The organism is Phytopseudomonas seleniipraecipitans, from assembly GCF_900102335.1.
Lineage (GTDB): Bacteria > Pseudomonadota > Gammaproteobacteria > Pseudomonadales > Pseudomonadaceae > Aquipseudomonas > Aquipseudomonas seleniipraecipitans.
Genome location: NZ_FNBM01000003.1, coordinates 158068 through 181447, shown reverse-complemented (window position 1 = coordinate 181447; position 23380 = coordinate 158068). Strand labels below are relative to the sequence as shown.

18 protein-coding genes are annotated in these 23380 nt (G+C 62.8%); 9 read left to right on the top strand and 9 right to left on the bottom strand.

Features of this window, described 5'->3' with window-relative positions; genetic code table 11:
* The first annotated feature begins 29 nt into the window (after positions 1–29).
* Both argE and argA read left to right on the top strand, forming a co-directional pair.
* Positions 30–1184, top strand: coding sequence for an acetylornithine deacetylase (argE, locus tag BLS60_RS08475; protein WP_092366901.1), 1155 nt, complete (start codon positions 30–32; stop codon positions 1182–1184).
* Between the two features lie 118 nt (positions 1185–1302).
* Positions 1303–2601, top strand: a complete 1299-nt coding sequence (gene argA, locus BLS60_RS08470) for an amino-acid N-acetyltransferase (RefSeq protein ID WP_070880163.1) — start codon at positions 1303–1305, stop codon at positions 2599–2601.
* Between the two features lie 53 nt (positions 2602–2654).
* Here the strand turns inward: argA and rmf are convergent, their stop codons facing one another.
* The 4 genes from rmf to BLS60_RS08450 form a co-directional block, all read right to left on the bottom strand.
* The gene (gene rmf, locus BLS60_RS08465; RefSeq protein ID WP_070880162.1) at positions 2655–2897 is read right to left on the bottom strand and encodes a ribosome modulation factor; all 243 of its coding nucleotides are present in this window, start codon (positions 2895–2897) and stop codon (positions 2655–2657) included.
* Between the two features lie 152 nt (positions 2898–3049).
* Entirely contained in the window at positions 3050–4630 is a 1581-nt protein-coding gene (gene gshA / locus BLS60_RS08460) for a glutamate--cysteine ligase (protein WP_092366898.1), read from the bottom strand.
* A 342-nt stretch (positions 4631–4972) separates the two neighbouring features.
* On the bottom strand, positions 4973–5362 hold the full coding sequence (locus BLS60_RS08455; protein WP_070880159.1) for a PaaI family thioesterase: 390 nt from the start codon (positions 5360–5362) through the stop codon (positions 4973–4975).
* A gap of 3 nt (positions 5363–5365) precedes the next feature.
* Positions 5366–7693: a Tex family protein gene (locus BLS60_RS08450; RefSeq protein WP_092366896.1), complete on the bottom strand. Its 2328-nt coding sequence runs from the start codon at positions 7691–7693 to the stop codon at positions 5366–5368.
* Between the two features lie 267 nt (positions 7694–7960).
* Between BLS60_RS08450 and ompR the strand changes: the two genes are divergently transcribed.
* From ompR to BLS60_RS08435, 3 genes are all read left to right on the top strand, one after another.
* Complete coding sequence (gene ompR / locus BLS60_RS08445) at positions 7961–8698, top strand: osmolarity response regulator transcription factor OmpR (RefSeq protein ID WP_070880157.1); 738 nt, start codon at positions 7961–7963, stop codon at positions 8696–8698.
* Between the two features lie 113 nt (positions 8699–8811).
* Complete coding sequence (locus tag BLS60_RS08440) at positions 8812–10125, top strand: ATP-binding protein (protein WP_070880156.1); 1314 nt, start codon at positions 8812–8814, stop codon at positions 10123–10125.
* A gap of 89 nt (positions 10126–10214) precedes the next feature.
* Positions 10215–14000: a bifunctional diguanylate cyclase/phosphodiesterase gene (locus BLS60_RS08435; RefSeq protein ID WP_092366892.1), complete on the top strand. Its 3786-nt coding sequence runs from the start codon at positions 10215–10217 to the stop codon at positions 13998–14000.
* Between the two features lie 9 nt (positions 14001–14009).
* Here BLS60_RS08435 and BLS60_RS08430 read toward each other — a convergent pair whose 3' ends face one another.
* The 4 genes from BLS60_RS08430 to rimA all read right to left on the bottom strand — a co-directional run bounded on the left by BLS60_RS08430 (position 14010) and on the right by rimA (position 17143).
* Positions 14010–14906, bottom strand: a complete 897-nt coding sequence (locus BLS60_RS08430) for a S66 peptidase family protein (protein ID WP_092366880.1) — start codon at positions 14904–14906, stop codon at positions 14010–14012.
* Positions 14903–15808, bottom strand: a complete 906-nt coding sequence (gene rimK, locus BLS60_RS08425; RefSeq protein WP_070880153.1) for a 30S ribosomal protein S6--L-glutamate ligase — start codon at positions 15806–15808, stop codon at positions 14903–14905. Before rimK ends, BLS60_RS08430 begins: the two co-directional genes overlap by 4 nt.
* Complete coding sequence (gene rimB / locus BLS60_RS08420) at positions 15805–16272, bottom strand: retropepsin-like aspartic endopeptidase RimB (protein ID WP_070880152.1); 468 nt, start codon at positions 16270–16272, stop codon at positions 15805–15807. Before rimB ends, rimK begins: the two co-directional genes overlap by 4 nt.
* Before the next feature lie 79 nt (positions 16273–16351).
* Positions 16352–17143 (bottom strand): S6 modification regulatory phosphodiesterase RimA, encoded by a 792-nt coding sequence (gene rimA / locus BLS60_RS08415; protein WP_092366877.1) that lies wholly within the window; start codon positions 17141–17143, stop codon positions 16352–16354.
* A 109-nt stretch (positions 17144–17252) separates the two neighbouring features.
* Between rimA and BLS60_RS08410 the strand changes: the two genes are divergently transcribed.
* A complete protein-coding gene (locus tag BLS60_RS08410) occupies positions 17253–17666 on the top strand; it encodes an RNA-binding S4 domain-containing protein (protein WP_070880150.1) in 414 nt (137 codons plus the stop codon).
* Between the two features lie 4 nt (positions 17667–17670).
* Here the strand turns inward: BLS60_RS08410 and BLS60_RS08405 are convergent, their stop codons facing one another.
* The gene (locus BLS60_RS08405; protein ID WP_092367426.1) at positions 17671–18462 is read right to left on the bottom strand and encodes a phosphatase PAP2 family protein; all 792 of its coding nucleotides are present in this window, start codon (positions 18460–18462) and stop codon (positions 17671–17673) included.
* A 217-nt stretch (positions 18463–18679) separates the two neighbouring features.
* On the opposite strand from BLS60_RS08405, the gene hslO reads away from it, so the two are divergent.
* The 3 genes from hslO to BLS60_RS08390 all read left to right on the top strand — a co-directional run bounded on the left by hslO (position 18680) and on the right by BLS60_RS08390 (position 23326).
* Positions 18680–19567 carry an Hsp33 family molecular chaperone HslO gene (hslO, locus tag BLS60_RS08400; protein ID WP_092366874.1) on the top strand — a complete coding sequence of 296 codons (888 nt, stop codon included), beginning with the start codon at positions 18680–18682 and terminating at the stop codon, positions 19565–19567.
* A 152-nt stretch (positions 19568–19719) separates the two neighbouring features.
* Entirely contained in the window at positions 19720–21261 is a 1542-nt protein-coding gene (locus BLS60_RS08395; protein ID WP_092366871.1) for a phosphoenolpyruvate carboxykinase, read from the top strand.
* A gap of 139 nt (positions 21262–21400) precedes the next feature.
* Positions 21401–23326: a RecQ family ATP-dependent DNA helicase gene (locus BLS60_RS08390; RefSeq protein WP_092366869.1), complete on the top strand. Its 1926-nt coding sequence runs from the start codon at positions 21401–21403 to the stop codon at positions 23324–23326.
* Positions 23327–23380: the final 54 nt, after the last annotated feature.

Below are 23380 nucleotides of genomic sequence, written 5' to 3'. Positions count from 1 at the left end.
GATGAAGCGACCGACCCGAGAGAGCCGCCATGTCATTTCTCCCCCTCAAGGATCGCTTCGCGGCGTTGATAGCCGCGCCATCGGTCAGCTGCACGCAGCCTGCGCTGGATCAATCCAATCTGCTGGTTATCGACCTGTTGGCCAACTGGCTGAGCGAGCTGGGTTTTGCCTGCGAGAAACAGCAGGTCGAACCGGGCAAATTCAACCTGATCGCCACCTACGGCAGCGGCCCCGGCGGCCTGGTGCTGGCTGGGCACAGCGATACGGTTCCCTTTGACGAAGCCCTGTGGCAGAGCGACCCGCTCACACTGACCGATACCGGTGATCGCTGGGTCGGCTTGGGTGTGTGCGACATGAAGGGCTTCTTCGCGCTGATCATCGAGGCGCTGCAGGGTCTGCTGGACCAACCGTTCAAGCAACCGCTGATCATTCTTGCCACCTGCGACGAAGAAAGCTCAATGTCCGGTGCCCGCGCCCTGGCCGAAGCCGAAGCCGGACGGCCGCTCGGCCGCGCCGCGGTGATCGGTGAGCCGACCGGGCTCAAGCCGATCCGCCTGCACAAGGGGGTGATGATGGAACGCATCGATATCCTCGGGCAGAGCGGTCATTCCTCCGACCCATCGCTCGGCCACAGCGCCCTGGACGCCATGCACGGCGTCATGGGCGAGCTGATGCAACTGCGCCGGCAGTGGCAGCAGGACTATCGCAATCCGCAATTCAGCGTGCCGCAACCGACGCTCAATTTCGGCTGCATCCATGGCGGTGATAACCCCAATCGCATCTGCGGGCAATGCTCACTGGAGTTCGACCTGCGCCCACTGCCGGGCATGCAACCGGAAGCTCTGCGCGCGGCAATCCTGCAAAAGCTGCAACCGCTGGCCGAGCAGCATCAGGTGAGCATCGACTTCGCACCGTTATTTCCTGCGGTGCCGCCTTTCGAGCAAGCTGCCGATGCCGAACTGGTTCGCCTTGCCGAACGCCTGACCGGGCATACTGCTGCGGCAGTGGCCTTTGGCACCGAAGCGCCGTATTTTCAGCAACTGGGCTGTGAGACCCTGGTGCTCGGCCCAGGCGATATCGATTGCGCCCACCAGCCAGGTGAGTATCTGGACACCGACCGGCTGCTGCCAACGGTGCACCTGCTGCGCCAGTTGATCCAGCATTACTGCCTGACCCCAGCTTGATATGAGGAGCAGGTCCCTGATGCCGTTGCGACGACGATAACGCACCGAGTCCGCCTGCGAAGCGCCGTGCTTCGCGCCCATTGATGCTTCTTTCGTTTTCACAAGGGTTCCGCTGCACATGCACGACTACGTCAACTGGCTTCGCCACGCTTCGCCCTATATCAATGCTCACCGTGACTGCACCTTTGTGGTCATGCTGCCGGGCGAAGGGGTTGCTCATGCCAACTTCGGCAATATCGTTCACGATCTGGTGCTGCTGCACAGCCTCGGCGTGCGCCTGGTGCTGGTGCACGGTTCGCGCCCGCAGATCGAGGCGCGCCTGCTCGGTCGCGGGCTGACGCCGCATTACCATCGCGACCTGCGCATTACCGACAGCCCGACGCTGGAATGTGTGATCGATGCAGTGGGTCAGCTGCGCATCGCCATCGAAGCGCGGCTGTCCATGGACATCGCCGCCTCGCCGATGCAGGGCTCACGCCTGCGGGTAAGCAGCGGTAACTACGTCACCGCGCGGCCGATCGGCGTGCTGGATGGTGTCGATTACCACCACACCGGCGAGGTGCGGCGTATCGACCGTAAGGGCATCAATCGCCAACTCGACGAGCGCAATATCGTGCTGCTGTCGCCGCTGGGCTATTCGCCAACTGGCGAGATATTCAACCTGGCCTGCGAAGATGTCGCCATGCGCGCCGCCATCGACCTGGCCGCTGACAAGCTGATCCTGTTCAGCAGCCAGCAGGGGCTGCTCGACGACGACGGCAAGCTGATCCGCGAATTGCGCCCGCAGCAGGTCCCGGCGCATGTGTCGCGTCTGGGCAGCGATTATCAGGGCGAGCTGCTGGATGCCGCGGCTCAGGCGTGCCGCGGCGGGGTCAAGCGTAGCCATATCGTCAGCTACGCGGGGGACGGCTCGCTGCTCACCGAACTGTTCACCCGCGACGGTGGCGGCACCATGGTCGACCCCGAGCAGTTTGAATCGCTGCGCGAGGCGAATATTGAAGACGTCGGTGGCTTGATCGAGCTGATCAGCCCGCTGGAAGAACAGGGCATTCTGGTGCGCCGCTCCCGGGAAGTGCTGGAGCGCGAGATCGGTCAATTCAGCATCGTCGAGCGTGACGGCATGATCATCGCCTGCGCGGCGCTGTATCCGATCGCCGACTCCAACTGCGGCGAGCTGGCCTGCCTGGCGGTCAATCCGGAATACCGACACGGCGGTCGTGGTGACGAATTGCTCGAACGCATCGAAGGGCGCGCCAGGGCAATGGGCATCAACACCCTGTTCGTGCTTACCACGCGCACGGCGCACTGGTTTCGTGAGCGCGGTTTCGAGCCGAGCAGCGTCGACCGCATGCCGACAGCGCGGGCGTCGCTTTACAACTTTCAGCGTAATTCGAAGATTTTCGAAAAGACTATCTAGGCGACAGCCGAGTAGCCGCTACGGGGTGGCGGCTGCGGCCTCGTACCTTCGGGTCAGGCGCTTTTTTTCGCGTCTGAGGGGCTGCCGTCGGCGTCTGGGCGATTGAGTTTTTCTTCGCTGAGCCGTCGTTGGCCTTCGCCGTCGGTCCAGCCGGCTTCCCAGGCCGCAGCGGGTACACTCGCACTGAACGGCTGGGTGTGTGAAGCATGGCCAGCCAGACCTGCCATGTAGCCCTGCTGGTAAGCCTTGGTAAGACTTTCCAGGCTCCAGTGCTGGTTTTGTTCGCGGTGGGGCATGAGATGGGTTCGCAATGAGTGCCTGACGACAATGCTAGCCAAATCCAGCGCCAAGAACCGGGCCACCGGTCTCGGATTTATGACCGCTGGTTTTTTTTGTGACGCAGTTGACGCGTCGGCCGGTCTATTCCGGCCGTTTTCGGTGTATCCGCTCAGACCGCGAGCGCCAGGATGCTCGCTTGATAGGCTGCGGCGAAGCTGTCGAAGTCGCCGTCTTCATGTGCTTCCAGCTCTGCCTGCTCGTCTAGCGAGCGCTGCGCTGCCAGTTCGAATTCAGCTTGCTGCTCAGCGCTCAGTGGCTGCGCACGGAAGTGTTCGGCGTGACGTTTGCTCTGACGCAGGGAGAATGCCGAGAAGCTTTCACCTTTCTGCAGCTCTGCCAGCACCTGGGCCGATGGCGTCAGGCTGGCGTCATCGATCTTCGCGCGCTGCGCCTGTAGGGCCTCCGCATAGGCATTACCGCCCTGGCTACTGTCGAGCAGGAGGGTGATGGCCTCGATGCCGTCGAGCAGCTCATGAGCCCAGCTCTGCAGCACCACCGGGCCGCCCTGACGCTGCAGGTGCAAGCCGGGGCGACGGCCTTCCTTGACCACCTTGAGGAAGTTGTCGGAACAGTTGCCGCACTCGCCGTTGCTCAGCGCCGGGCTGTCCTGCAAGGCGCAGAACAACAGGAAGGCGTCGAGAAAGCGTGATTCGGTAAGGTCGATGCCCAGCGGCAGGAACGGGTTGATGTCCAGGCAGCGGGCTTCCACGTACTGCACGCCACGCGCCATCAGCGCCTGGATGGGGCGCTCGCCGCTGTAAGTGACGCGTTTAGGACGAATGTTCGAGTAGTACTCGTTTTCGATCTGCAGGACGTTGGTGTTGAGCTGCAGCCATTCGCCATCCTTCTTGGTGCCGATGTCGACATAAGGCGGGTAGGGCGTGCCAACCGCCTGGCGCAGGCTGTCGGTATAGCTGGCCAGGTCGTTGTAGCAGGGCGTCAGCCCGGCCTGGGCCTCGCTCTGGTAGCCCAGGTCGCTCATGCGCAGGCTGGTGGCGTAGGGCAGGTAGAGCGTTTCGGCATCGAGCTCTTGCAACTGGTGTGCACGGCCGCGCATGAAATTCTTGTCCAGCGCCGGCGAGGCGCCGAACAGGTACATCAGCAGCCAGCTGTAACGGCGGAAGTTGCGGATCAATGCGATATAGCGCGACGACTGATAGTCGCGGGCACTACGCGTGTCACCTTCGGCCTGTTGCAGCACGGCCCACAGCTGCTCCGGCAGAGAGAAGTTGTAGTGGATGCCGGCAATGCACTGCATGGTCTTGCCGTAACGCAGGGCCAGGCCCTTGCGGTACACGTACTTGAGCTGGCCGATATGCGAGTGGCCGTAGCGCGCGATCGGAATCGTCTCTTCGTCCGGCAACGGGCCGGGCATCGACGGGCTCCACAGGTATTCACCGTCGAGCTTGCTGTAGACGAAACGGTGGATGCGATCCAGCTCGGCCAGCGTGACACTCGGGTCGACCGCGGTCGAGGTGATGAACTCGAGCAACGACTCGGAGTAATCCGTGGTGATCTGCCCGTTGGTCAGGGCAGAGCCCAGGGCGACCGGATGCCCACTCAGCGCCAGTTCGCCTGTGTCATCGACACGCAGGCATTCGCGCTCGATGCCATGCAGGCACTGGGACAGCAGGGAAAGGTTGGCGTGCTCGTTGAGCAGGGCCAGACGGCGGGAGAACAGGTCGCTCAAGATTGCATTCCTTCACGCAGCGGTCGCCCCAATATGGGGGTGGACGCTGGACTCTACAAGGGGCGAATGGCTGACGTTGGTCGTCTGGCGAAAGGCATGTACGTTTTAGCGACACGCGCAGACGGCTTTCACGCCGCCGCTGCCCGTGGACATGGGGCCTCGGAGTCTGTTCATGATCTTTATGAGCATGACGCGGCAGCTACAAGGCAGAAGCGGACGTAGGGTGGATGACGCTCTTTTCATCCACCGTTGCGATCACGGGGCGGTGGACGGATGGAGCGTCGTCCACCCTACGAGCTGCCAAAATCGACGAATCGCTACTGAAAGATCATGAACAGGTACTTAGAGGCAGGCGAAGGTCGCCTGGGCCTTGGCCACCAGCTTGTCGTGCTGGTGCACTTCGGCTTCGATCACCTGGGTGCGGCGCCCGGCGTGGACCACCCAGGCGCGGCAGCTGAGATCACCGTCGGTGACGCCACGGATGTAGTTGACCTTGCACTCCAGGGTAACGCTGGTCGGCTCGCCATCGCTGAGGCTATGGCTGGCCTGGCCCATGGCGGTGTCGATCAGCGAGAACAGCGCGCCGCCGTGCAGCTTGCCGTGCAGGTTGCGCAGACCGTCGTGCATGCTCAGCGCGATGATCGCCTCGCCGCCTTCGGCCTTGACGATCTGCAGGCCCAGCAGGCGCCCGAAGGCGCTGCTCTTGCCGATTTGTTCCAGGGGCTCGCTCACCGTCTACTTCCTCAGTTGCTTGGCGTTGGCGAACAGCGATGCCATTGCCGCATTGGCCGGCGCCGGTTTTTCCTGGCCGGAGTGTCGCTCGCTGCGCGGCGCCTGAGCGCCTTTGCCGCCGCCCTGTCGAGCGCCACCACGTGGCCCTTCGACTTTCTCGCCGGGCGTGTCGCCCATGCGCATCGACAGGGCGATGCGGTTGCGGGGGATGTCCACTTCCATGACCTTGACCTTGACCACGTCACCGGCCTTGACCGCTTCGTGTGGGTCCTTGATGAACTTCTCGGACAGCGCCGAGATGTGCACCAGGCCGTCCTGGTGAACGCCGATATCAACGAAAGCACCGAAGTTGGTGACGTTGGTTACCACGCCTTCGAGGATCATTCCCAGTTCGAGGTCCTTGAGGGTTTCCACGCCTTCCTGGAATTCGGCGGTCTTGAACTCGGGGCGCGGGTCGCGGCCGGGCTTTTCCAGTTCGCTGAGGATGTCGCCGACCGTCACCAGGCCGAAGGTCTCGTCGGTGAATTTTTTCGGATCGAGACGCTTGAGGAAGCCTGCATCACCAATCAGCGAGCGAATATCGCGGCCGGTATCGACCGCGATGCGCTGCACCAGCGGATAGGTTTCCGGGTGCACGGCCGAGGCGTCCAGCGGGTTGTCGCCGTTCATCACGCGCAGGAAGCCGGCCGCCTGTTCGAAGGTCTTGTCGCCCAGACGCGGGACTTTCTTCAGCGCGTCACGGGTTTTGAACGCACCGTGGGCATCACGGTGCGCGACGATGTTTTGCGCCAGGGTGGTGTTGAGGCCGGAAATACGTGCCAGCAGGGCGCTGGATGCGGTGTTGACGTCCACGCCCACGGCGTTCACGCAGTCTTCCACCACGGCGTCGAGGCTGCGCGCCAGCTTGAGCTGGGACACGTCATGCTGGTACTGGCCGACACCAATCGATTTCGGGTCGATCTTCACCAGCTCGGCCAGCGGGTCCTGCAGGCGACGGGCGATGCTCACGGCGCCACGCAGGGACACGTCGAGATCAGGGAATTCCTTGGCCGCCAGCTCCGAGGCCGAGTACACCGAGGCGCCGGCTTCGCTGACCATGATCTTGGTCATCTTCAGGCCGGGGTACTTCTTGATCAGCTCGATGGCCAGCTTGTCGGTCTCGCGGCTGGCGGTGCCGTTGCCGATGGCGATCAGATCAACGCCATGCTTGGCGCACAGTTTGGCCAGCACGTTGAGGGTGCCGTCCCAGTCGTTACGCGGCGCGTGCGGGTAAACGGTAGCGGTATCGAGCACCTTGCCGGTGGCATCGACCACGGCGACCTTGCAGCCGGTGCGCAGGCCGGGGTCAAGGCCCAGGGTCGCGCGTGGGCCAGCCGGGGCGGCCAGCAGCAAGTCGTGGAGGTTGCGGGCGAAGACGCTGATGGCTTCGTTCTCGGCGCCTTCGCGCAGCTCACCCAGCAGGTCGGTTTCCAGGTGGGTATAGAGCTTGACCTTCCAGGTCCAGCGCACCACTTCGCCCAGCCACTTGTCCGCGGCACGGCCCTGGTTGGAGATGCCGAAACGCTCGGCAATCATGCCCTCGCACGGATGCAGGGTACCAGGGAGCTCGTCGCCGACTTTCAAGCTGGCGCTGAGGATGCCTTCGTTACGACCGCGGAATATCGCCAGAGCACGGTGCGACGGAGCACTTTTGAGCTTTTCGTCGTGCTCGAAGTAGTCGCGGAACTTGGCGCCTTCGGTTTCTTTGCCGGCGACAACCCGCGCGCTGAGCGTGGCGTTGTCCTTCAGGTAGCCGCGCAGGTTGCTGAGCAGGCTGGCGTCCTCGGCGAAGCGCTCCATGAGGATGTACTTGGCGCCTTCCAGCACGGCCTTGGTGTCGGCGAAGCCTTTCTCTGCATCAACGAAACGTGCCGCCTCGGTTTCCGGGGCCAGGTTCGGGTCGTTGAAGAGTGCGTCGGCCAGCTCGCCAAGACCGGCCTCCAGAGCGATCTGGCCTTTGGTGCGGCGCTTCTGTTTGTACGGCAGGTAGAGGTCTTCGAGACGCGTCTTGGTGTCGGCGAGGTTGATTTCGCGGGTCAGCTCAGGGGTCAGTTTGCCCTGTTCCTCGATGCTGGCAAGGATGCTGGCGCGGCGATCATCGAGTTCGCGCAGGTAGCGCAGGCGCTCTTCCAGATTACGCAGCTGGGTATCGTCGAGGCTGCCGGTGACTTCCTTGCGGTAGCGCGCAATGAACGGCACGGTGGAGCCTTCGTCGAGCAGTGCGACGGCGGCAGCGACCTGTTGCGGGCGCACGCCCAGTTCTTCGGCGATACGGTTGTTGATGCTGAGCATAGAAAGAATAAACCTACCCTGAAACGAACAAGAACCGGCCTCGCTCATGATGGCCGGACGATAAAGCGGCGCATTATAGCCACGCCTGAAGGCGCGCATGCCACCCGCCGCGCGCTGCTGTCAGACCCCGAAACGGGTTGAAGTGCGCCAAGGGCAGCGAAAAATCTGCTAACAATGGACAATACGTGGTCTATACGGCCTCTGAGCCATAATGCCGCCGTTGGAATCGGACGCGCCGCGTCGCGGATTCTCGGTCAAGGAGCCCCTATGAGCAGCACAGCAGCACAACCGGTCGAAGGTGAGAAGATCCTGATTGTCGACGACGATGCCCGTCTGCGGCGTCTGCTCGAGCGTTTCTTCGACGAGCAAGGCTACCGCGTGCGTGCGGTGGAGAACGTCGAACAGATGGATCGTCTGCTGTCGCGCGAACTGTTCAACCTGGTGGTGCTCGATCTGATGCTACCCGGCGAGGACGGCATGAGTGCCTGCCGCCGCCTGCGCGCATCCAACAACCAGGTGCCGATCATCATGCTCACCGCCAAGGGCGACGAGGGCAGCCGTATTCAGGGCCTGGAGCTGGGCGCCGACGATTACCTGGCCAAGCCGTTCAATCCCCGTGAGCTGCTGGCGCGGATCAAGGCCGTGCTGCGGCGCCAAGCGCCGGTCGTGCCAGGCGCGCCGGGCAGCGAAGACGAGAGTGTCACCTTTGGTGATTACGAATTGTCGCTGGCTACCCGCGAACTGAAGAAGGGCGAGGAAGTACACATGCTCACCACGGGTGAGTTCGCCGTCCTCAAGGCGCTGGTGCAGCATGCCCGTGAACCACTGACCCGCGACAAGCTGATGAACCTGGCCCGCGGCCGTGAGTGGGACGCCCTGGAGCGCTCCATCGACGTGCAGATTTCCCGTCTGCGTCGACTGATCGAGCCGGACCCTTCCAAACCTCGCTATATCCAGACGGTCTGGGGCGTGGGCTACGTATTCGTGCCGGACGGCAACAAGTAGTTTTCTTCCTGTAGGTTGGGCGGCGTGCTTGCCGTCCAGCATCCACCCAGCCTGCGTTCTGTCAGGCTTGGCACCGCCCCGCCCGACCCGTCGATGGATTGCGCCGTTACTCTATGAAAGCCCCGCTGTGGTTCCCACAAAGCTTCTTCTCGCGCACCCTCTGGTTGGTGCTGATCGTCGTGCTGTTCTCCAAGGCGCTCACCCTGGTCTATCTGCTGATGAACGAGGATGTGCTCGTTGACCGGCAGTACAGTCACGGCGCGGCCCTGACGCTGCGCGCCTACTGGGCGGCTGATCCTGAGGTGCGAACCACCATCGCCGACGCTGCGGGGCTCAAGCGAGTGCCGCGTACCGAGGTGCCGGCCAGTGAGGAACACTGGCCCTACAGCGAGATTTTCCAGCGTCAGATGCAGTCCGAGCTCGGCCCGCTTACCGAGACGCGGGTGCGCGCGAAGAGCCCGCCAGCCTTGTGGGTGCATGCCCCAACGCTCGGCGAAGACTGGATTCGTGTGCCGCTCTATCCCCATCCGTTACGAGGCCAGCGCATCTGGAGCGTACTCGGCTGGTTCCTCGGCATCGGTTTGCTGTCGACGGCAGCCGCATGGATTTTCGTTCGACAGCTCAGTGCGCCGCTCAAGCGTCTGGTAGTCGCAGCCCGGCAGTTGGGCCAGGGACGCAGCGTGCGCTTGCCGGTCAGCGACACTCCAAGCGAGATGACCGAGGTATACCGGGCCTTCAACCAGATGGCCGAGGATGTCGAGCAGGCGGCCCGCGAACGTGAGTTGATGCTCGCCGGGGTTTCCCATGACCTGCGCACGCCGCTGACAAGGCTGCGCCTGTCCCTGGAGTTTCTCGATAACGACTCCGAGCTGACCGACGACATGGTGCGCGACATCGAGGACATGGACGCCATCCTCGACCAGTTCCTGGCCTTTATCCGCGATGGGCGTGACGAGCCGGTTGAAGAAGTAAGCCTGCCTGGGCTGATCCGCGAGGTGGTCGCGCCCTACAACCAGAAGCAGGAGCAGGTACGCCTGTGCCTCGAAGCCGTGCCTGCGTTTCCGCTACGTCGCGTGTCGATCAAGCGGCTGATCGTCAATCTGCTCGAGAATGCCTTGCGCTATGGCGGCAGTGCTGTGGAGATTGTCCTCTCCGTCGCCGATGACAGCAGCGCGCCTTATGTGGTGCTGAGCGTGCTGGATCGGGGCACCGGCATCGACCCGAGCGAACTCGGCAATATCGTCAACCCGTTCATTCGCGGCGACCGTGCCCGGGGCGGGCAGGGCGCCGGTTTGGGGCTGGCTATCGTCAAACGCATCGCCGCTCTGCACGGTGGCAGTGTCGAGTTGCGCAACCGTTCCGGTGGTGGGCTGGAGGCACGCATCTGTCTGCCGTTGGGCCTGCTGCTGCCGCGCGACGCGGTGTGATTCTCGCCTAGCCGGTGATTCACGGCATGTGACTGCACAGCGCATACACGCTGCTCTATGCTGTGCTGGCGTATTGACAGAGATTTCGCATGCCCCGCACATCCCAACAGCTGCCTTTCTGGACCTGGTGGTTGCCACTCCCGGTATTCCACCTGGCCACCCTGCTTTCCCTTGTTACCCAAGTTGAAGGTGGGTTGGCGATCTTTTATCTGCCATTTGCCCTGGGATTGGCGCTCGCGCTCTGGTGGGGCCCGCGGGTGCTGGCGGCGCTGTACGTCAATTCAATTATCTGTACGCCTCTGTGGGGGCTTGATTGGCATTGGGCGCCTGTGCACGCCCTGCCGGAGATGCTGGGCGTTGCGCTCTCTTACCTGCTGCTGCGTTGGCGACCTTTCGATGCGGCCTTGCCGGATATCAGCCACCTGCTGCGTTTCACGCTGCTGGGGGTGTTGCTGCCGGCAGCACTCACCAGCCTGGCGCTGCTGTGCAACCTGTTGGTGTTGGGTGGGCTGCCAGCCCATGAAGCTCCGCGGGTAGCTATTGCGCTGTGGCTAGCAGACAGCCTGACCGCCCTGATGATTTCCATCCCGCTGCTGACGTACCTGAGCCCGTGGTTGCGCCGCCGTGGCTGGCTGCAGCCACAGGAGGGCCTTGCGGTGCCGCAGCAGGAAGTGCCTGCGTTGTTGCGCACCCTGCCACCGAAGCTGCTGCTCCTGGCAATATTGGTGGGCATACCGGTGCTGCTGGCATTCTTACCGCTGACGTTGAAACTGCCGTTGATTGGTCTGGTCATGCTGAGCCTGGCGATGGTGTGGGGCTTCTCAGGCGCGTTGTGTGGCGCCGCGGTGAGTGTGCTGAGCGTCCTCACCTTGCCGTGGTTTCGTGACGTCTACAGCAGCGCCCGGTGGATAGACCCGCAGCAACTGGAACTGCATTTCAGCGTCCTGTTGTTCACCGTGTCGGCGCTACTGGTCGGGCGTAGCCTCAGCGATCTGCGCTTGGCGCTGAGCCGCAGCGCAGCGATGCAGCAACAATTGGCACTGGCCAATCTGGCGTTGGACGCCAGCCCGTTGGGCGTGGTGATCGCCGATGCGCGCCGTGAAGAGTTGCCGCTTATCTACTGCAACCCCTCGTTCGAGCGCATCACCGGGCAGGACGCTCAGGGCAGCCTCGGCCAGGGCCTGCGCCGTCTGCTGCGGGACGAGCAGCGCTATGAAGATATGCGGGTGCTGGAAACCGCCATCCGCCGCGGCACGCCTGGCAACGCGGTGCTGCAGCTGCAGCGCAAGGACGGACAGCCGTTCTGGAGCGAGGTGATCCTTGCGCCCATGCACGACGAGCAGGGCCTCAGCCACTTCATCGTCATGCAGCAGGATGTCACCGCTCGCGAGCAGTTGGCCCAGGAGGTGGCTCGCCAGCGCGAGGAGCTGCTGCAGCAGAGTCACCTGTTCAGCCAGACCGAAGACATCGCCGACATTGGTGGCTGGGTGCTCAACCTGCAGGATATGAGCATGTATTGGAGTCTCGGCTGCTTCAAGATTTACGAGCTTGATCCACGAAATGCGCCGCTTACTTTCCAGCAATCGGTCGGCCAGTTCGATGCGGCTGGCCAGGCCCTGATTCACAAGACCCTGCAGGCGATGATCGAGGGCGGTGAACGTTTCGATATCGAGGTGCGGGTTACCACCTTTCTGGGCAAGACACGCTGGATCCGTTTGCGCGGAGCGGCAGAGCGAGATGGCGCCGAGCTGGTTCGTCTGTATGGCGCCGTCCAGGACATCACCACGCGGCGCCGCACCGAGCAACAGCTTCGGGAGCGCGATGATCGTCTGCGGCTATTCTTCGAGGCACCACTGATCGGCATGGCGCTGATTACCCCTACTTTCGGCTGGGAGGAAGTCAACCTCAAGCTGTGCAGCATCCTCGGCCGCAGCCGCGAACAGTTGCTCGAGAGCAGTTGGCAAAGCATCAGCGTGGCGGACGATCTCAACGCCGAGCGATGGCTGTTCGATGATGTGTTACAGGGAAGGCGTGAAGGTTTCGAGCGCGATCGGCGTTTTATCCGCCCGGATGGCAGCGAAGTGCACACTCGGCTCAACTTGCGTGCCGTGCGCCGGGGCAGCGCGGGAATCAGTATGTTTCTGCTGCTGGTCGAGGATATCAGTGCGCGCTTCGAGGCTGAGGCGCGTTATCGCACCATTGTCGAGCACGCCCCTGAAGCGATCCTGCTGTATACCGAAGACGGCGGTATGGTCGATTTCAACGAGAACGCACTGCGCCTGTTCGGCTGCCGCCGGGAGGAGCTGCTGCGCCGCCGGCCCTTCGAGCTGAGCCCGTTGAGGCAGCCAAACGGCGTGCTCTCGGTCGAGGCGGAAAAGGGTTATCTGGCGGCCGCGTTAAGCGGTGAGGTGCCAGTGTTCGAGTGGACGCATCGAGACAGCAGCGGGCGGCACTTTCCTTGCGAGGTGCGTCTGGTACGTCTGCCTGGGGAAGCTGCGCTGATTCGTTGCAGCATTACGGATATATCGGAGCGTCAGCGCTACCAGCGAGAAATCGAACGCCTCGCCTTCAGCGATGAATTGACCGGACTACCCAATCGCCGGCTGCTGCTCGACCGTCTGCAGCACGCCATGGACCGGGAAATGCGCGAGGGCAACCTGGGGGCCTTGCTATTCATCGATCTCGATCACTTCAAAACGGTCAACGACAGCCTGGGGCATGTGGTGGGCGACGGCTTATTGCGGGAGGTCACGGCGCGCCTAGCAGGTCAGCTGCGTACCGAAGATACGCTGGCGCGTATGGGCGGAGACGAATTCGTGGTGCTGCTCGAAGCACTGGGCGTCAATCCGGAGTTGGCGGGAGAGCAGGCCGCTATGACGGCGGAGCGGCTGTTGCAGAGCCTGCAGTCGCCGTGTCTGGTGGATGGTCACGAGTTATCGGTCAGTGCCAGTATTGGCATCACCCTGCATCCGTTTGGCAAGCAGAACGCTGCCGACGTCATGAAGCAAGCGGACACCGCCATGTACCGGGCCAAGCAGGCGGGCCGCAATGCTCTGCATTTCTTTGCGCCAGCGATGCAGGCAGCCATCGATGAGCGATTACAGATGCAGGGTGACTTGCGCCAGGCCATCGCCCGTAACCAGCTTTATCTCGCGTTTCAGCCGCAGCTGCAGCTCAGCGGTGGGCGCGTTATCGGCGCCGAAGTGCTGGCGCGCTGGCACCACCCTGAGCGCGGCGAAGTACCGCCGGGGCAGTTCATCCCGCTGGCAGAAGAAACCGGGCTGATCCAGGAGATTGGCAACTGGGTGCTTGAGCAAGCCTGTGCAACCCTGCAACGCTGGCTGCCGGAACGCCCACAACTGGTACTGGCGGTGAACCTCAGCCCGCGCGAGCTGCGCAGCCGCGGCTGCGTTGCGCGGATCCGCGATTGCCTGCAGCGCTATGCCGTGCCGGCCGCCGCACTGGAGCTGGAAATCACCGAGGGCGTGCTCCTCGAGGATGTCGAGCAGTGCATTGCCAATATGCAGGCGCTCAAGGTGTTGGGCATGCGTTTTTCCATCGACGACTTCGGAACGGGATATTCATCGCTGACCTACCTCAAACGGCTGCCGCTGAATCGACTGAAGATCGATCGCAGCTTCACCCAGGACCTAGGTGACAGCGAGACCAGCAGTAACGCGCTGCTGGTCGAAACCATCCTCATGATTGCCCGCAATCTCGGCCTCGAGTGTGTGGCCGAAGGGATAGAGACGCCCGAGCAACTCGCTCATCTGAAAACGCTGGGTTGCGAATTCGGCCAGGGCTACCTGCTTGGCCGGCCTATGGCCGAGGCGGATTTCCAGGTCTGGCTAGAGGCGCAGTCGCCCACGCCTTAGTGGGTTGCGCTACCAGGCGAGTGTATTGCGCTCCAACCGCGCCAAACGGCCATACGGCCAGGCGAAGTTGGCGTCGCCGTGGCCGCTGGGCAACTCGCCGTAGAGCGGGATGCCGAAGGGTGCGAGGTATTCACCGATGATTTCCTCGATGCTGTGCAGCACGCCGCGCCGGGGGCAATCGGTGAAGCTGCCCAGGCACACCGCGGCCGGGCGTTGCTCGCCGAAGCTTTCGAACAGCTGCCAGAAGCTGCGTTCCAGGCGGTAGTAGGGCTCGCCGACGTCTTCGAGGATCAGAATCGCGTTATCCGGCAACTGCATACCGGCGACCGTGCCGCAGCCGCTGGCCAGGGCAGTGAGATTGCCGCCAACCAGCGGGCCTTCTACCTGCGCTTCAGGCCCGCTGATGTGGCGTACCGGCAGGGGCTGGCCGCGATCCTGCAGCACATCCCACAACGAGCGCATGGAGGCCAGCCGCTCGCGCTGACCGGTTGGCGCGGACAGCGCCTGCAAGCCAAGCGCGGTAGTGACTGGCCCGTGGATGGCAGGCAGCCCATGACGGCCGAAAGCATCGAGCAGCAGCGACAGATCGGAGTAGCCGATCAGTGGGCGCGGGCTGGCGTTCTGCAGCAGCGACCAGTCGATACCCGGCAGCAAGTGCGCGCAGCCGTAACCACCACGCAGGCACCAGACGGCATCGATGTTGGGCAGCGAGAAGGCTTCATGCAAGTCCTCCAGGCGCTGCGCCGGGGTGCCGGCCAGGTAGCGGTGACGGGCGCGCGTATGGCGGCCCAGGTGGTAGTCGATGCCCTGCACCTCAAGCTGCGCCAAGGTCGCGTCGAACACCTCATCGGCAACGGCCGAGGCGGGGGCGATCAGGGCCAGGCGGCCAGCGAATGGCGTGCTCATCCTTTACCCTTGGTGCGGGTCAGGTTGGGGCCGCCGTTCTTTTCCAGGTACTGGATGATCATCCCGGCCACATCCTTGCCGGTGGTGACCTCAATGCCTTCCAGGCCGGGCGAGGAGTTCACCTCCATGACCAGCGGGCCGTGGTTGGAGCGCAGGATGTCGACGCCTGCCACCGACAGGCCCATGACCTTGGCCGCACGGATCGCGGTCATGCGTTCCTCGGGGGTGATCTTGATCAGGCTGGCGGTGCCACCGCGATGCAGGTTGGAGCGGAACTCGCCCGGCTTGGCCTGGCGTTTCATCGCCGCGATGACCTTGTCGCCGACCACGAAGCAGCGGATGTCGGCACCGCCGGCTTCCTTGATGTACTCCTGCACCATGATGTTCTGCTTGAGGCCCATGAACGCCTCAATCACCGACTCGGCGGCCTTCTCGGTTTCACACAGCACCACGCCGATGCCCTGGGTGCCTTCCAGCACCTTGATCACCAGGGGTGCGCCGTTGACCATCTGGATCAGGTCGGGAATATCGTCTGGCGAGTGGGCAAACCCGGTCACCGGCAGGCCGACGCCGCGTCGCGACAGCAGTTGCAGCGAGCGCAGCTTGTCCCGCGAGCGGGCGATGGCCACCGATTCGTTGAGCGGCACGACGCCCATCATTTCGAACTGGCGCAGCACCGCGCAGCCGTAGAAGGTGACCGAGGCGCCAATACGCGGGATCACCGCGTCGAAATCTTCCAGCGGTTTGCCGCGATAGTGGATCTGCGGCTTGTGGCTGGCGATGTTCATATAGGCGCGCAGGGTGTCGATAACCACCACTTCATGGCCGCGCTGCTGCCCGGCTTCAACCAGGCGGCGGGTGGAATACAGGCGCGGATTGCGCGACAGCACAGCGATTTTCATTGGGCACCGCTAAGGTCGGTAAGCGAAGGTTTTTCTTGCACGTAGGTTAGCGCCGGGTTGACCACCAGTTGGCCGTCGATCAGCGCTTTGGAACCGAGCAACATGCGGTAGCGCATGGTCTTGCGGCTGGCCAGTGTGAACTCCACCGGCCATGACAAATCACCGAGCATCAGGCTGGTACGAATAACGTAGCGGCTTTGTGCCTGGCCGTTGGAGCTCTTGATGCTTTTCACCGTGACCAGGCGCGCTTCGCAACGATGGCGACGCTGCACCTGGGTGCCGATGTAGGCTGTGAAACGCACCCATTCTTCACCCTCGCGCTCGAAGGTCTGGATGTCGCTGGCGTGCAGGCTGGATGTGCTGGCTCCGGTGTCTATCTTGGCGCGCAGGCCGATGATGCCGAGGTCAGGCAGGTTGACCCATTCGCGCAGGCCGATCACGTTGAGGTGGTCGAATGTCTTCAAGAAAGGCTTCCGTGGCTGCTGGATCTGGCGCGATGGCGATGGCGCTCATGGTACTGAAATGCGCTGAGATGCGCGCCTGTCAGTGAGCGGTATCGGCTGCGCGCCAGGCGGCGTCGGCAATCACTGGCAGCCCCTTGAATTGCGGCTTGGCAAACAGGTAGCCCTGCATCAGTTCGATCCCACTGTCGGCGAGAAAATCCCGCTCGCCCGGGGTCTCGATGCCTTCCGCGATAACCTGGATGCCGAGGTCGCTGCACATGGCGACGATAGCGCGCACGATGGCCTGGCGGGGCCGGTCCTGATCGACGCCGCGAATCAGCGCCATGTCCAGTTTGATCAGGTCGGGCTGGAAGTCAGCCAGCAGCGTGAGGCCTGAATAACCGGCGCCAAAGTCGTCGATCGCTGTCTTGAAGCCGAACTCCTGGTACTGACGCAGGATGTTGGTCAGGTGCCGGCTATCCGGCAGGTGGTCGCTCTCGATGGTCTCGAAGATCAGCTTATCCAGCGGAAAGTTGTGCTGCCGGGCCGCCTCCAGGGTGCTGCGGATGCACAGCTCGGGGCGATACACGGCGTTGGGCAGGAAGTTGATCGACAGAAACGATTGCATGCCCAGCTGCATCGCTTCGGCAATCGCCTGGGTGCGGCAACGCTGGTCGAATCGGTAGCGGTTATTGTCGTTGACCCGGTCGAGCACGCTCAGCGCGCCTTCACCCGCGGGCCCGCGCACCAGCGCTTCGTGGGCGAACACGTCGCGGGTGCGGATGTCGACGATGGGCTGGAAGGCGAAATTGAACGCGAAATCCAGCTCGGGGCTGGCCTGGCAGCCGCGGCATTTTTCGGGATGGGTCAGGTCACTGGGAAAATGGGTCACTGCAACTCCGCAACGGCTGGTGCTCGATCAAATACTTGTGTCGTTGTGACAATAGAGACAGGCTGATGTACCAGCAAATTATGACGGCAATTCATTCAGCGGTGAGGTGATGGTGGCAAAGCAGGATACCGATGACAAGGTACGCTTGGACAAGTGGCTATGGGCTGCGCGCTTCTTCAAGACGCGCGCGCTGGCCAAGGCGGCGATAGAGGGCGGCAAGGTGCACTGCCGTGGCGAGCGCTGCAAACCTGGCAAGGAGCCGAAGGTGGGTGAGGAATATGTGATTCGCACTGGTTTCGACGAGCGCACGGTGGTCGTCCAAGCGCTGTCGGTGGTGCGTCGCGGAGCGCCGGAAGCGCAGGCGTTGTATGCCGAAACTGGCGAAAGCATCGTGCGCCGTGAGCGCGCCGCCGAGCAGCGCAAGGCTGGCGCCCTCGGCGTACAGACCGAGGGCCGGCCGAGCAAGAAGCAGCGCCGGCAGCTGTTCTATCTGCGCGGCGGCTCCGGCGACTGGGTGGAGTAGGGCGTCAGCGCCCGCCAATCAGGCTGATCGAACCGAGCAGCGGCAGCTTGGCCAGGCCGCGTGCCAGCGGTGCGGTCAGTCGCTCCAGCGCAGCACTGGCGCGGAAGGCCAGGGGCGTGTAGCAGCTCCAGGCGATACCCAGCACGCTGAGCAGTACGCCGCCGACCAGCGCATCCGCACCCCAGTGGGCACCCGCGACGAGGCGTGGCAGCATGCCGATCACCGCAACCACCCAGACCAGCGCTCGGCGCCAGCCGGCCACGAAGAAGCTGCAGAACATCGCCCAAACCATCAGCACCGAGGCGTGGTCACCGGGGAAGCTACGGCTGGCGCTGTCTTTCAGGTCCCAACGTTCTTCCCAGGCCGGGAACATTTCGGTGAGTCGAGCGCTGCCTTCTATCAGCAGCGAAGGACTGGCGTGCTGCCAGCCCATGTACTCGACAAGGTCGGCGAACCCGACGCGCATCAACAACATGACGATGAGCGCCACAAGGAAGGCATACAGCCCGGTGCGTACCTGCGCCGCCGGGAATATCAGACCGGCGCGTAGCATGATGGCCAGCATCACCACGCCAACACCGGCGTCCACCGGTCGCATACTGCCGATGGCCCAGACGTGCGCCCACACGCCGGCGGCATGCACCGGGTCGTTGAGCAGGTGGAACAGCCAGAGATCGAATTGATTCCAGTAGACGCGGGTTACCGGCCACAGCCAGCTGGCAAACAACACGGCAATGCAGAGGTGACTGATGATCAGCGCGCGAGGGCGCCATTGAGCGTTTAGAGCGAGGTGCATGGCGAAGGGCTTACAAGGAAAACCGCCGATTTTAGGCAGCCGATTCGCCATGCTGTGGGCTTTCACGGACTTGTTCAGCGCGGGTTCAGGCTCGCGCAGCAAGGCCGTTCTTCGCATTCAGCTTGGTAGACGTCACATTTGCGCCTAAAATTGCCCGCCCCCAGGCCCGTCGGTAAAACCGCCGGTCTGTCTCGCATCTATAAGCAGGCGATCCGTTATGTCCGACTTCACCCAACGTTTTCTTTTCGACGACACCGATGTGCGCGGTGAATTGGTCGGGCTGTCCGGCAGTTACCAACAGGTGCTGGCCAAGCATGATTACCCGCGCCCGGTTGCGCAGTTGCTCGGCGAACTGCTGGCTGCGGCATCGCTGCTGGTCGGTACGCTGAAGTTCGACGGCCTGCTGGTGCTGCAAGTGCGCTCGGAAGGCCCGGTGCCGCTGTTGATGGTGGAGTGCTCCAGTGAAGGCGAAGTGCGCGGTATCGCCCGCTATGAAGCCGAGCGCATCGCCGATGGCGACGGCCTCTTGCAACTGATGCCCAACGGCGTGATGGCCATGACCGTCGATCCCAAGCAGGGCCAGCGCTACCAGGGCATCGTCTCGCTGGAAGGCGACACCCTGGAAAATTGCCTGACCAACTATTTCGCCACCTCTGAACAACTGGCTACGCGTTTCTGGCTGTGCGCCGACGGAATGCGCGCGCGCGGTTTCCTGCTGCAGCAACTGCCTGCCGATCGCCTTACCGATGATGAAGAGCGCGCTGCCAGCTGGGAGCACCTGGTGGCTCTTGCCGATACCCTGCAAAACGAGGAGTTGCTGGGCCTGGACAATGAAACCGTGCTGCACCGTCTCTATCATCAGGAGACGGTGCGCGTGTTCGATCCGCGCCTTATTCAGTTCCGTTGTAGCTGCTCGCGTGAACGCTCTGCCAAAGCGCTGGTCAGTTTAGGGCAGGCCGATGCCGAGCTGCTGCTCAGCGAGCATCACGGCCGCGTGGAAATCGACTGCCAATTCTGCAATGAGCGCTATGGGTTTGATGCCGCCGACATCGCCCAGCTGTTCGCCGGTGGAGGCAGCCAGCAGCCCTCTGACACCCGTCATTGAGGCCTGCCAGCAACGCGTAGGGTGTTCTGATTGGGGGCTGCACCCGTGGCCCGCTTTTCTGGCATAATCCGCGCACTTTTTTAGCTGTAGTCTGCTTTTGGCATGACTACAAACGTTTGGAAGACTCGGCCGTTCGGCCGACGGGGACTTACATGACGCAAGCCAACAACGCTGTGTACACCGACATCAGCACCGCTCAACTGGTCGAGGAAGCGCTTCGTCGCGGTGAGGGCGAACTGGCGTCCACTGGTGCTCTGGTTGTACGCACCGGCCACCGTACCGGGCGTTCTCCGGTCGACCGTTTCATCGTCGATGAGCCGAGTACTTCGGCCGACATCGGCTGGGGCCCGATCAATCGCAAGTTTCCGGCGGACAAGTTCGACGCCCTGTGGGATCGCGTGCAAGCGTTCTCCAACGCCCAGGACAGCTTCGTTTCCCACGTTCATGTAGGTTCCGCCGAAGCCCACTACCTGCCCGTCAAGATGACCACTGCCACCGCTTGGCAGAACCTCTTCGGCCGTCAGCTGTTCATCGAACCGAGCCAGTACAACCCGTCTGGCAAGCAGGAGTGGCAAGTACTCAACGTTGCCAACTTCGAATGCGTGCCTGAGCGTGACGGCACCAATTCCGACGGTTGCGTGATCATCAACTTCGCTCAGAAGAAGGTGCTGATCGCTGGCATGCGTTACGCCGGCGAGATGAAAAAAGCCATGTTCAGCGTGCAGAACTTCCTGCTGCCGGCCGCCGACGTGCTGCCGATGCACTGCGCCGCCAACATCGGCGAAGAAGGCGACGTGACGCTGTTCTTCGGTCTGTCCGGCACTGGCAAGACCACGCTGTCCGCTGACGAAAGCCGTTACCTGATCGGTGACGACGAACACGGCTGGGGCACTGGCGTAGTGTTCAACATCGAAGGCGGTTGCTATGCCAAGTGCATCGACTTGTCCGAGAAGAACGAGCCGGTGATCTGGAAGGCCATCAAGTTCGGTACCGTTCTGGAAAACGTGGTGCTCGACGAGCAGCGCGCCCCGGATTACACCGACGACAGCCTGACCCAGAACAGCCGCGCCGCCTACCCGCTGGAGTTCGTTGAAAAACGCAGCGAGAAGAACCTCGGTGGCGAGCCGAACGCAGTGATCTTCCTGACTTGCGACCTGACTGGCGTACTGCCGCCGGTGTCGATCCTCAACGAAGAGCAGGCGGCCTACCACTTCCTGTCCGGCTACACCGCGTTGGTCGGCTCCACCGAAATGGGTTCGGGTCCTGGCATCAAGTCGACCTTCTCCACCTGCTTCGGCGCGCCATTCTTCCCGCGTCCAGCTGGCGTTTACGCCGAGCTGCTGATCAAGCGCATCCAGGCCTTCGGCTCCAAGGTTTATCTGGTCAACACCGGCTGGACTGGCGGTGGCTACGGCGTCGGCAAGCGTTTCAATATCCCGACCACCCGTGGCGTGATCGCGGCTATCCAGAGCGGCGCGCTGATCGGTACTGAAACCGAGCACCTGCCGATCATCAACCTGAGCGTGCCGAAGGCCGTTCCAGGCGTCGAGACCAACCTGCTCAACCCGCGCAACACCTGGGCTGACCAGAATGCCTACGACGAGGCCGCCAAAGGTCTGGCCAAGCTGTTCATCGACAACTTCACCAAGTTCGATGTCAGCGATGCGATCAAGAGCGCCGGCCCGCAGCTGTAAGCTCGCGCCGTGTTCGACAAGGCCGCCTTCGGGCGGCTTTGTCATTTATGGTGCAGAACAATGCGCGCGTACAAAAACGATGCCCGCCTTACCGACTAGACTCTTGCGGCTCAGAGCACAGTCAAAGGAGTGACCCGCGATGACTACCTTGCAACGTGTTTTTGGTTTCAGCCAGCTACGCCCTGGCCAGGAGACCGTGATCAGCGCAGTGCTCGCCGGCCGCTCGGCGGCGGCGATCTTTCCCACCGGTTCGGGCAAGTCCTTGTGCTACCAACTGCCGGCACTGCATCTGCCGCACCTCACAGTGGTGGTCTCGCCGCTGTTGGCGCTGATGCAGGATCAGCTGGCCTTCCTGCACCGGCACGCTATCAGTGCGGCCAGCATCGACTCGGCGCAGAGCCGTGAGCAGATCAGCGAAACCATGGCCAAGGCCAAATCCGGGGAGCTGAAAATCCTGATGATTTCGGTCGAGCGCCTGAAGAACGAGCGCTTCCGCAATTTCATCGCCGGCGTGCCGATTTCCCTACTGGTGGTTGACGAAGCCCACTGCATTTCCGAGTGGGGCCACAACTTCCGCCCCGATTACCTGAAACTGCCGGACTATCAGCGCGAGTTCGGCATCGCCCAGGTGCTGCTGCTCACCGCTACGGCGACACCGCCGGTAATCGCGGATATGCAGAAGAAATTCGCCATCGCCGCCGATGACGTGGTCACCACCGGTTTCTACCGGCCCAACCTGAATCTGCTGGTCGAACCGGTGGCCGGGCGTGACAAGCAGCGGCGCCTGGAGCAGTGGCTCGGCGCCAGGCAAGGTGAGCCGAGCATCGTCTATGTCACCCAGCAGAAGACTGCCGAGCAGGTTGCCGAACAGCTGAGCCAGCGGGGGCTTTCCGTCAGCGCCTACCATGCCGGCATGGCGCACGACGTACGCGAGGCGATCCAGCGTCGCTTCATGGCCGGTGAGTTGGGTTGTATCGTCGCCACCATCGCCTTTGGCATGGGCATCGACAAGCGCGACATCCGCAATGTGGTGCATTTCGACTTGCCCAAGTCGGTGGAGAACTACAGCCAGGAAATCGGCCGTGCCGGCCGTGATGGCGAGCCGTCCGACTGCCTGGTACTGGCTAACCGCGACAGCCTCAACGTGCTGGAAAACTTCGTCTATGGTGACACGCCGGAGCGCGACGGTATCGAGCGCGTCCTTGAGGAGATCCGCAGTAACGCCAGGGACGGTCAGTGGGAAATGACCCTCAATGCGCTCAGTGACCACAGCAACATCCGCCAGCTGCCGCTCAAGACATTGCTCGTGCAGCTGGAGTTGCGCGGCATCATCGCGCCGCGCTATGCGTATTTCGCCGAATACCGGTTCAAGTACTTGATCGAGCCGGATGCCTTGCTGGCGCGCTTCGAGGGTGAGCGGCGGCAATTCGTCGAGGCCATCGTCAGTGCTTCGACACGGGCGCGCACCTGGTGCACCGTGGATTTCGATGCGCTGTATCGCGCACACCAGGCGGAGCGCTCGCGGGTGGTCAAAGCGCTGGACTTCTTCCAGGAGCGCGGTTGGATCGAGCTGGAAAGCAAGCAGATGACCGATGTCTACGCGCTGCTAAAGCCTGATTTCGACGGGCAGGCGCTGGCGGCTGAGCTGCACGACTACTTCGTGGCGCAGGAGGGCAGCGAAATCCGCCGCATCCAGGCGATGCTTGAGCTGTTCGCCAGCGAGCAATGCCTGAGTCACCGCTTGGCGCAGTACTTCGGTGACGAGCAGGCACCCCGCCAGTGCGGGCACTGTTCAGTGTGCCGCGGCCAGGTCGCGCGGCTGCCCGAGCTACCTTCGCTCACGCCGCTGGCCACGCTGGATTGCAACGCGCTGTGTGGCGCGTTCATCGAGCGATACCAGGCCGCGCGCGGTGGTGAATTGCCCAGTAACGAATGCCTTGCACGCTTTCTCTGCGGCATCAGCGTGCCGCTGTTCACCCGCCTCAAGGCCCGGCAGATCCCTGGTTTCGCAGCGCTGGAGGACTACCCGTACGGCGACATACGGATATGGCTGAACACGGCTTGAGCTCCGTCACGCGATTCATTGCAGCCGAGTAGGCCATACTGCAAGGCTTCGAGT

Bases quoted from the DNA above. Each gene is read 5' to 3' on its own strand.
- argE (WP_092366901.1), top strand. From the start codon at position 30: ATGTCATTTCTCCCCCTCAAGGATCGCTTCGCGGCGTTGATAGCCGCG.
- argA (WP_070880163.1), top strand. From the start codon at position 1,303: ATGCACGACTACGTCAACTGGCTTCGCCACGCTTCGCCCTATATCAAT.
- rmf (WP_070880162.1), bottom strand. From the start codon at position 2,897: ATGCCCCACCGCGAACAAAACCAGCACTGGAGCCTGGAAAGTCTTACC.
- BLS60_RS08450 (WP_092366896.1), bottom strand. From the start codon at position 7,693: ATGCTCAGCATCAACAACCGTATCGCCGAAGAACTGGGCGTGCGCCCG.
- ompR (WP_070880157.1), top strand. From the start codon at position 7,961: ATGAGCAGCACAGCAGCACAACCGGTCGAAGGTGAGAAGATCCTGATT.
- BLS60_RS08440 (WP_070880156.1), top strand. From the start codon at position 8,812: ATGAAAGCCCCGCTGTGGTTCCCACAAAGCTTCTTCTCGCGCACCCTC.
- BLS60_RS08435 (WP_092366892.1), top strand. From the start codon at position 10,215: ATGCCCCGCACATCCCAACAGCTGCCTTTCTGGACCTGGTGGTTGCCA.
- BLS60_RS08430 (WP_092366880.1), bottom strand. From the start codon at position 14,906: ATGAGCACGCCATTCGCTGGCCGCCTGGCCCTGATCGCCCCCGCCTCG.
- rimK (WP_070880153.1), bottom strand. From the start codon at position 15,808: ATGAAAATCGCTGTGCTGTCGCGCAATCCGCGCCTGTATTCCACCCGC.
- BLS60_RS08410 (WP_070880150.1), top strand. From the start codon at position 17,253: ATGGTGGCAAAGCAGGATACCGATGACAAGGTACGCTTGGACAAGTGG.
- BLS60_RS08405 (WP_092367426.1), bottom strand. From the start codon at position 18,462: ATGCACCTCGCTCTAAACGCTCAATGGCGCCCTCGCGCGCTGATCATC.
- hslO (WP_092366874.1), top strand. From the start codon at position 18,680: ATGTCCGACTTCACCCAACGTTTTCTTTTCGACGACACCGATGTGCGC.
- BLS60_RS08395 (WP_092366871.1), top strand. From the start codon at position 19,720: ATGACGCAAGCCAACAACGCTGTGTACACCGACATCAGCACCGCTCAA.
- BLS60_RS08390 (WP_092366869.1), top strand. From the start codon at position 21,401: ATGACTACCTTGCAACGTGTTTTTGGTTTCAGCCAGCTACGCCCTGGC.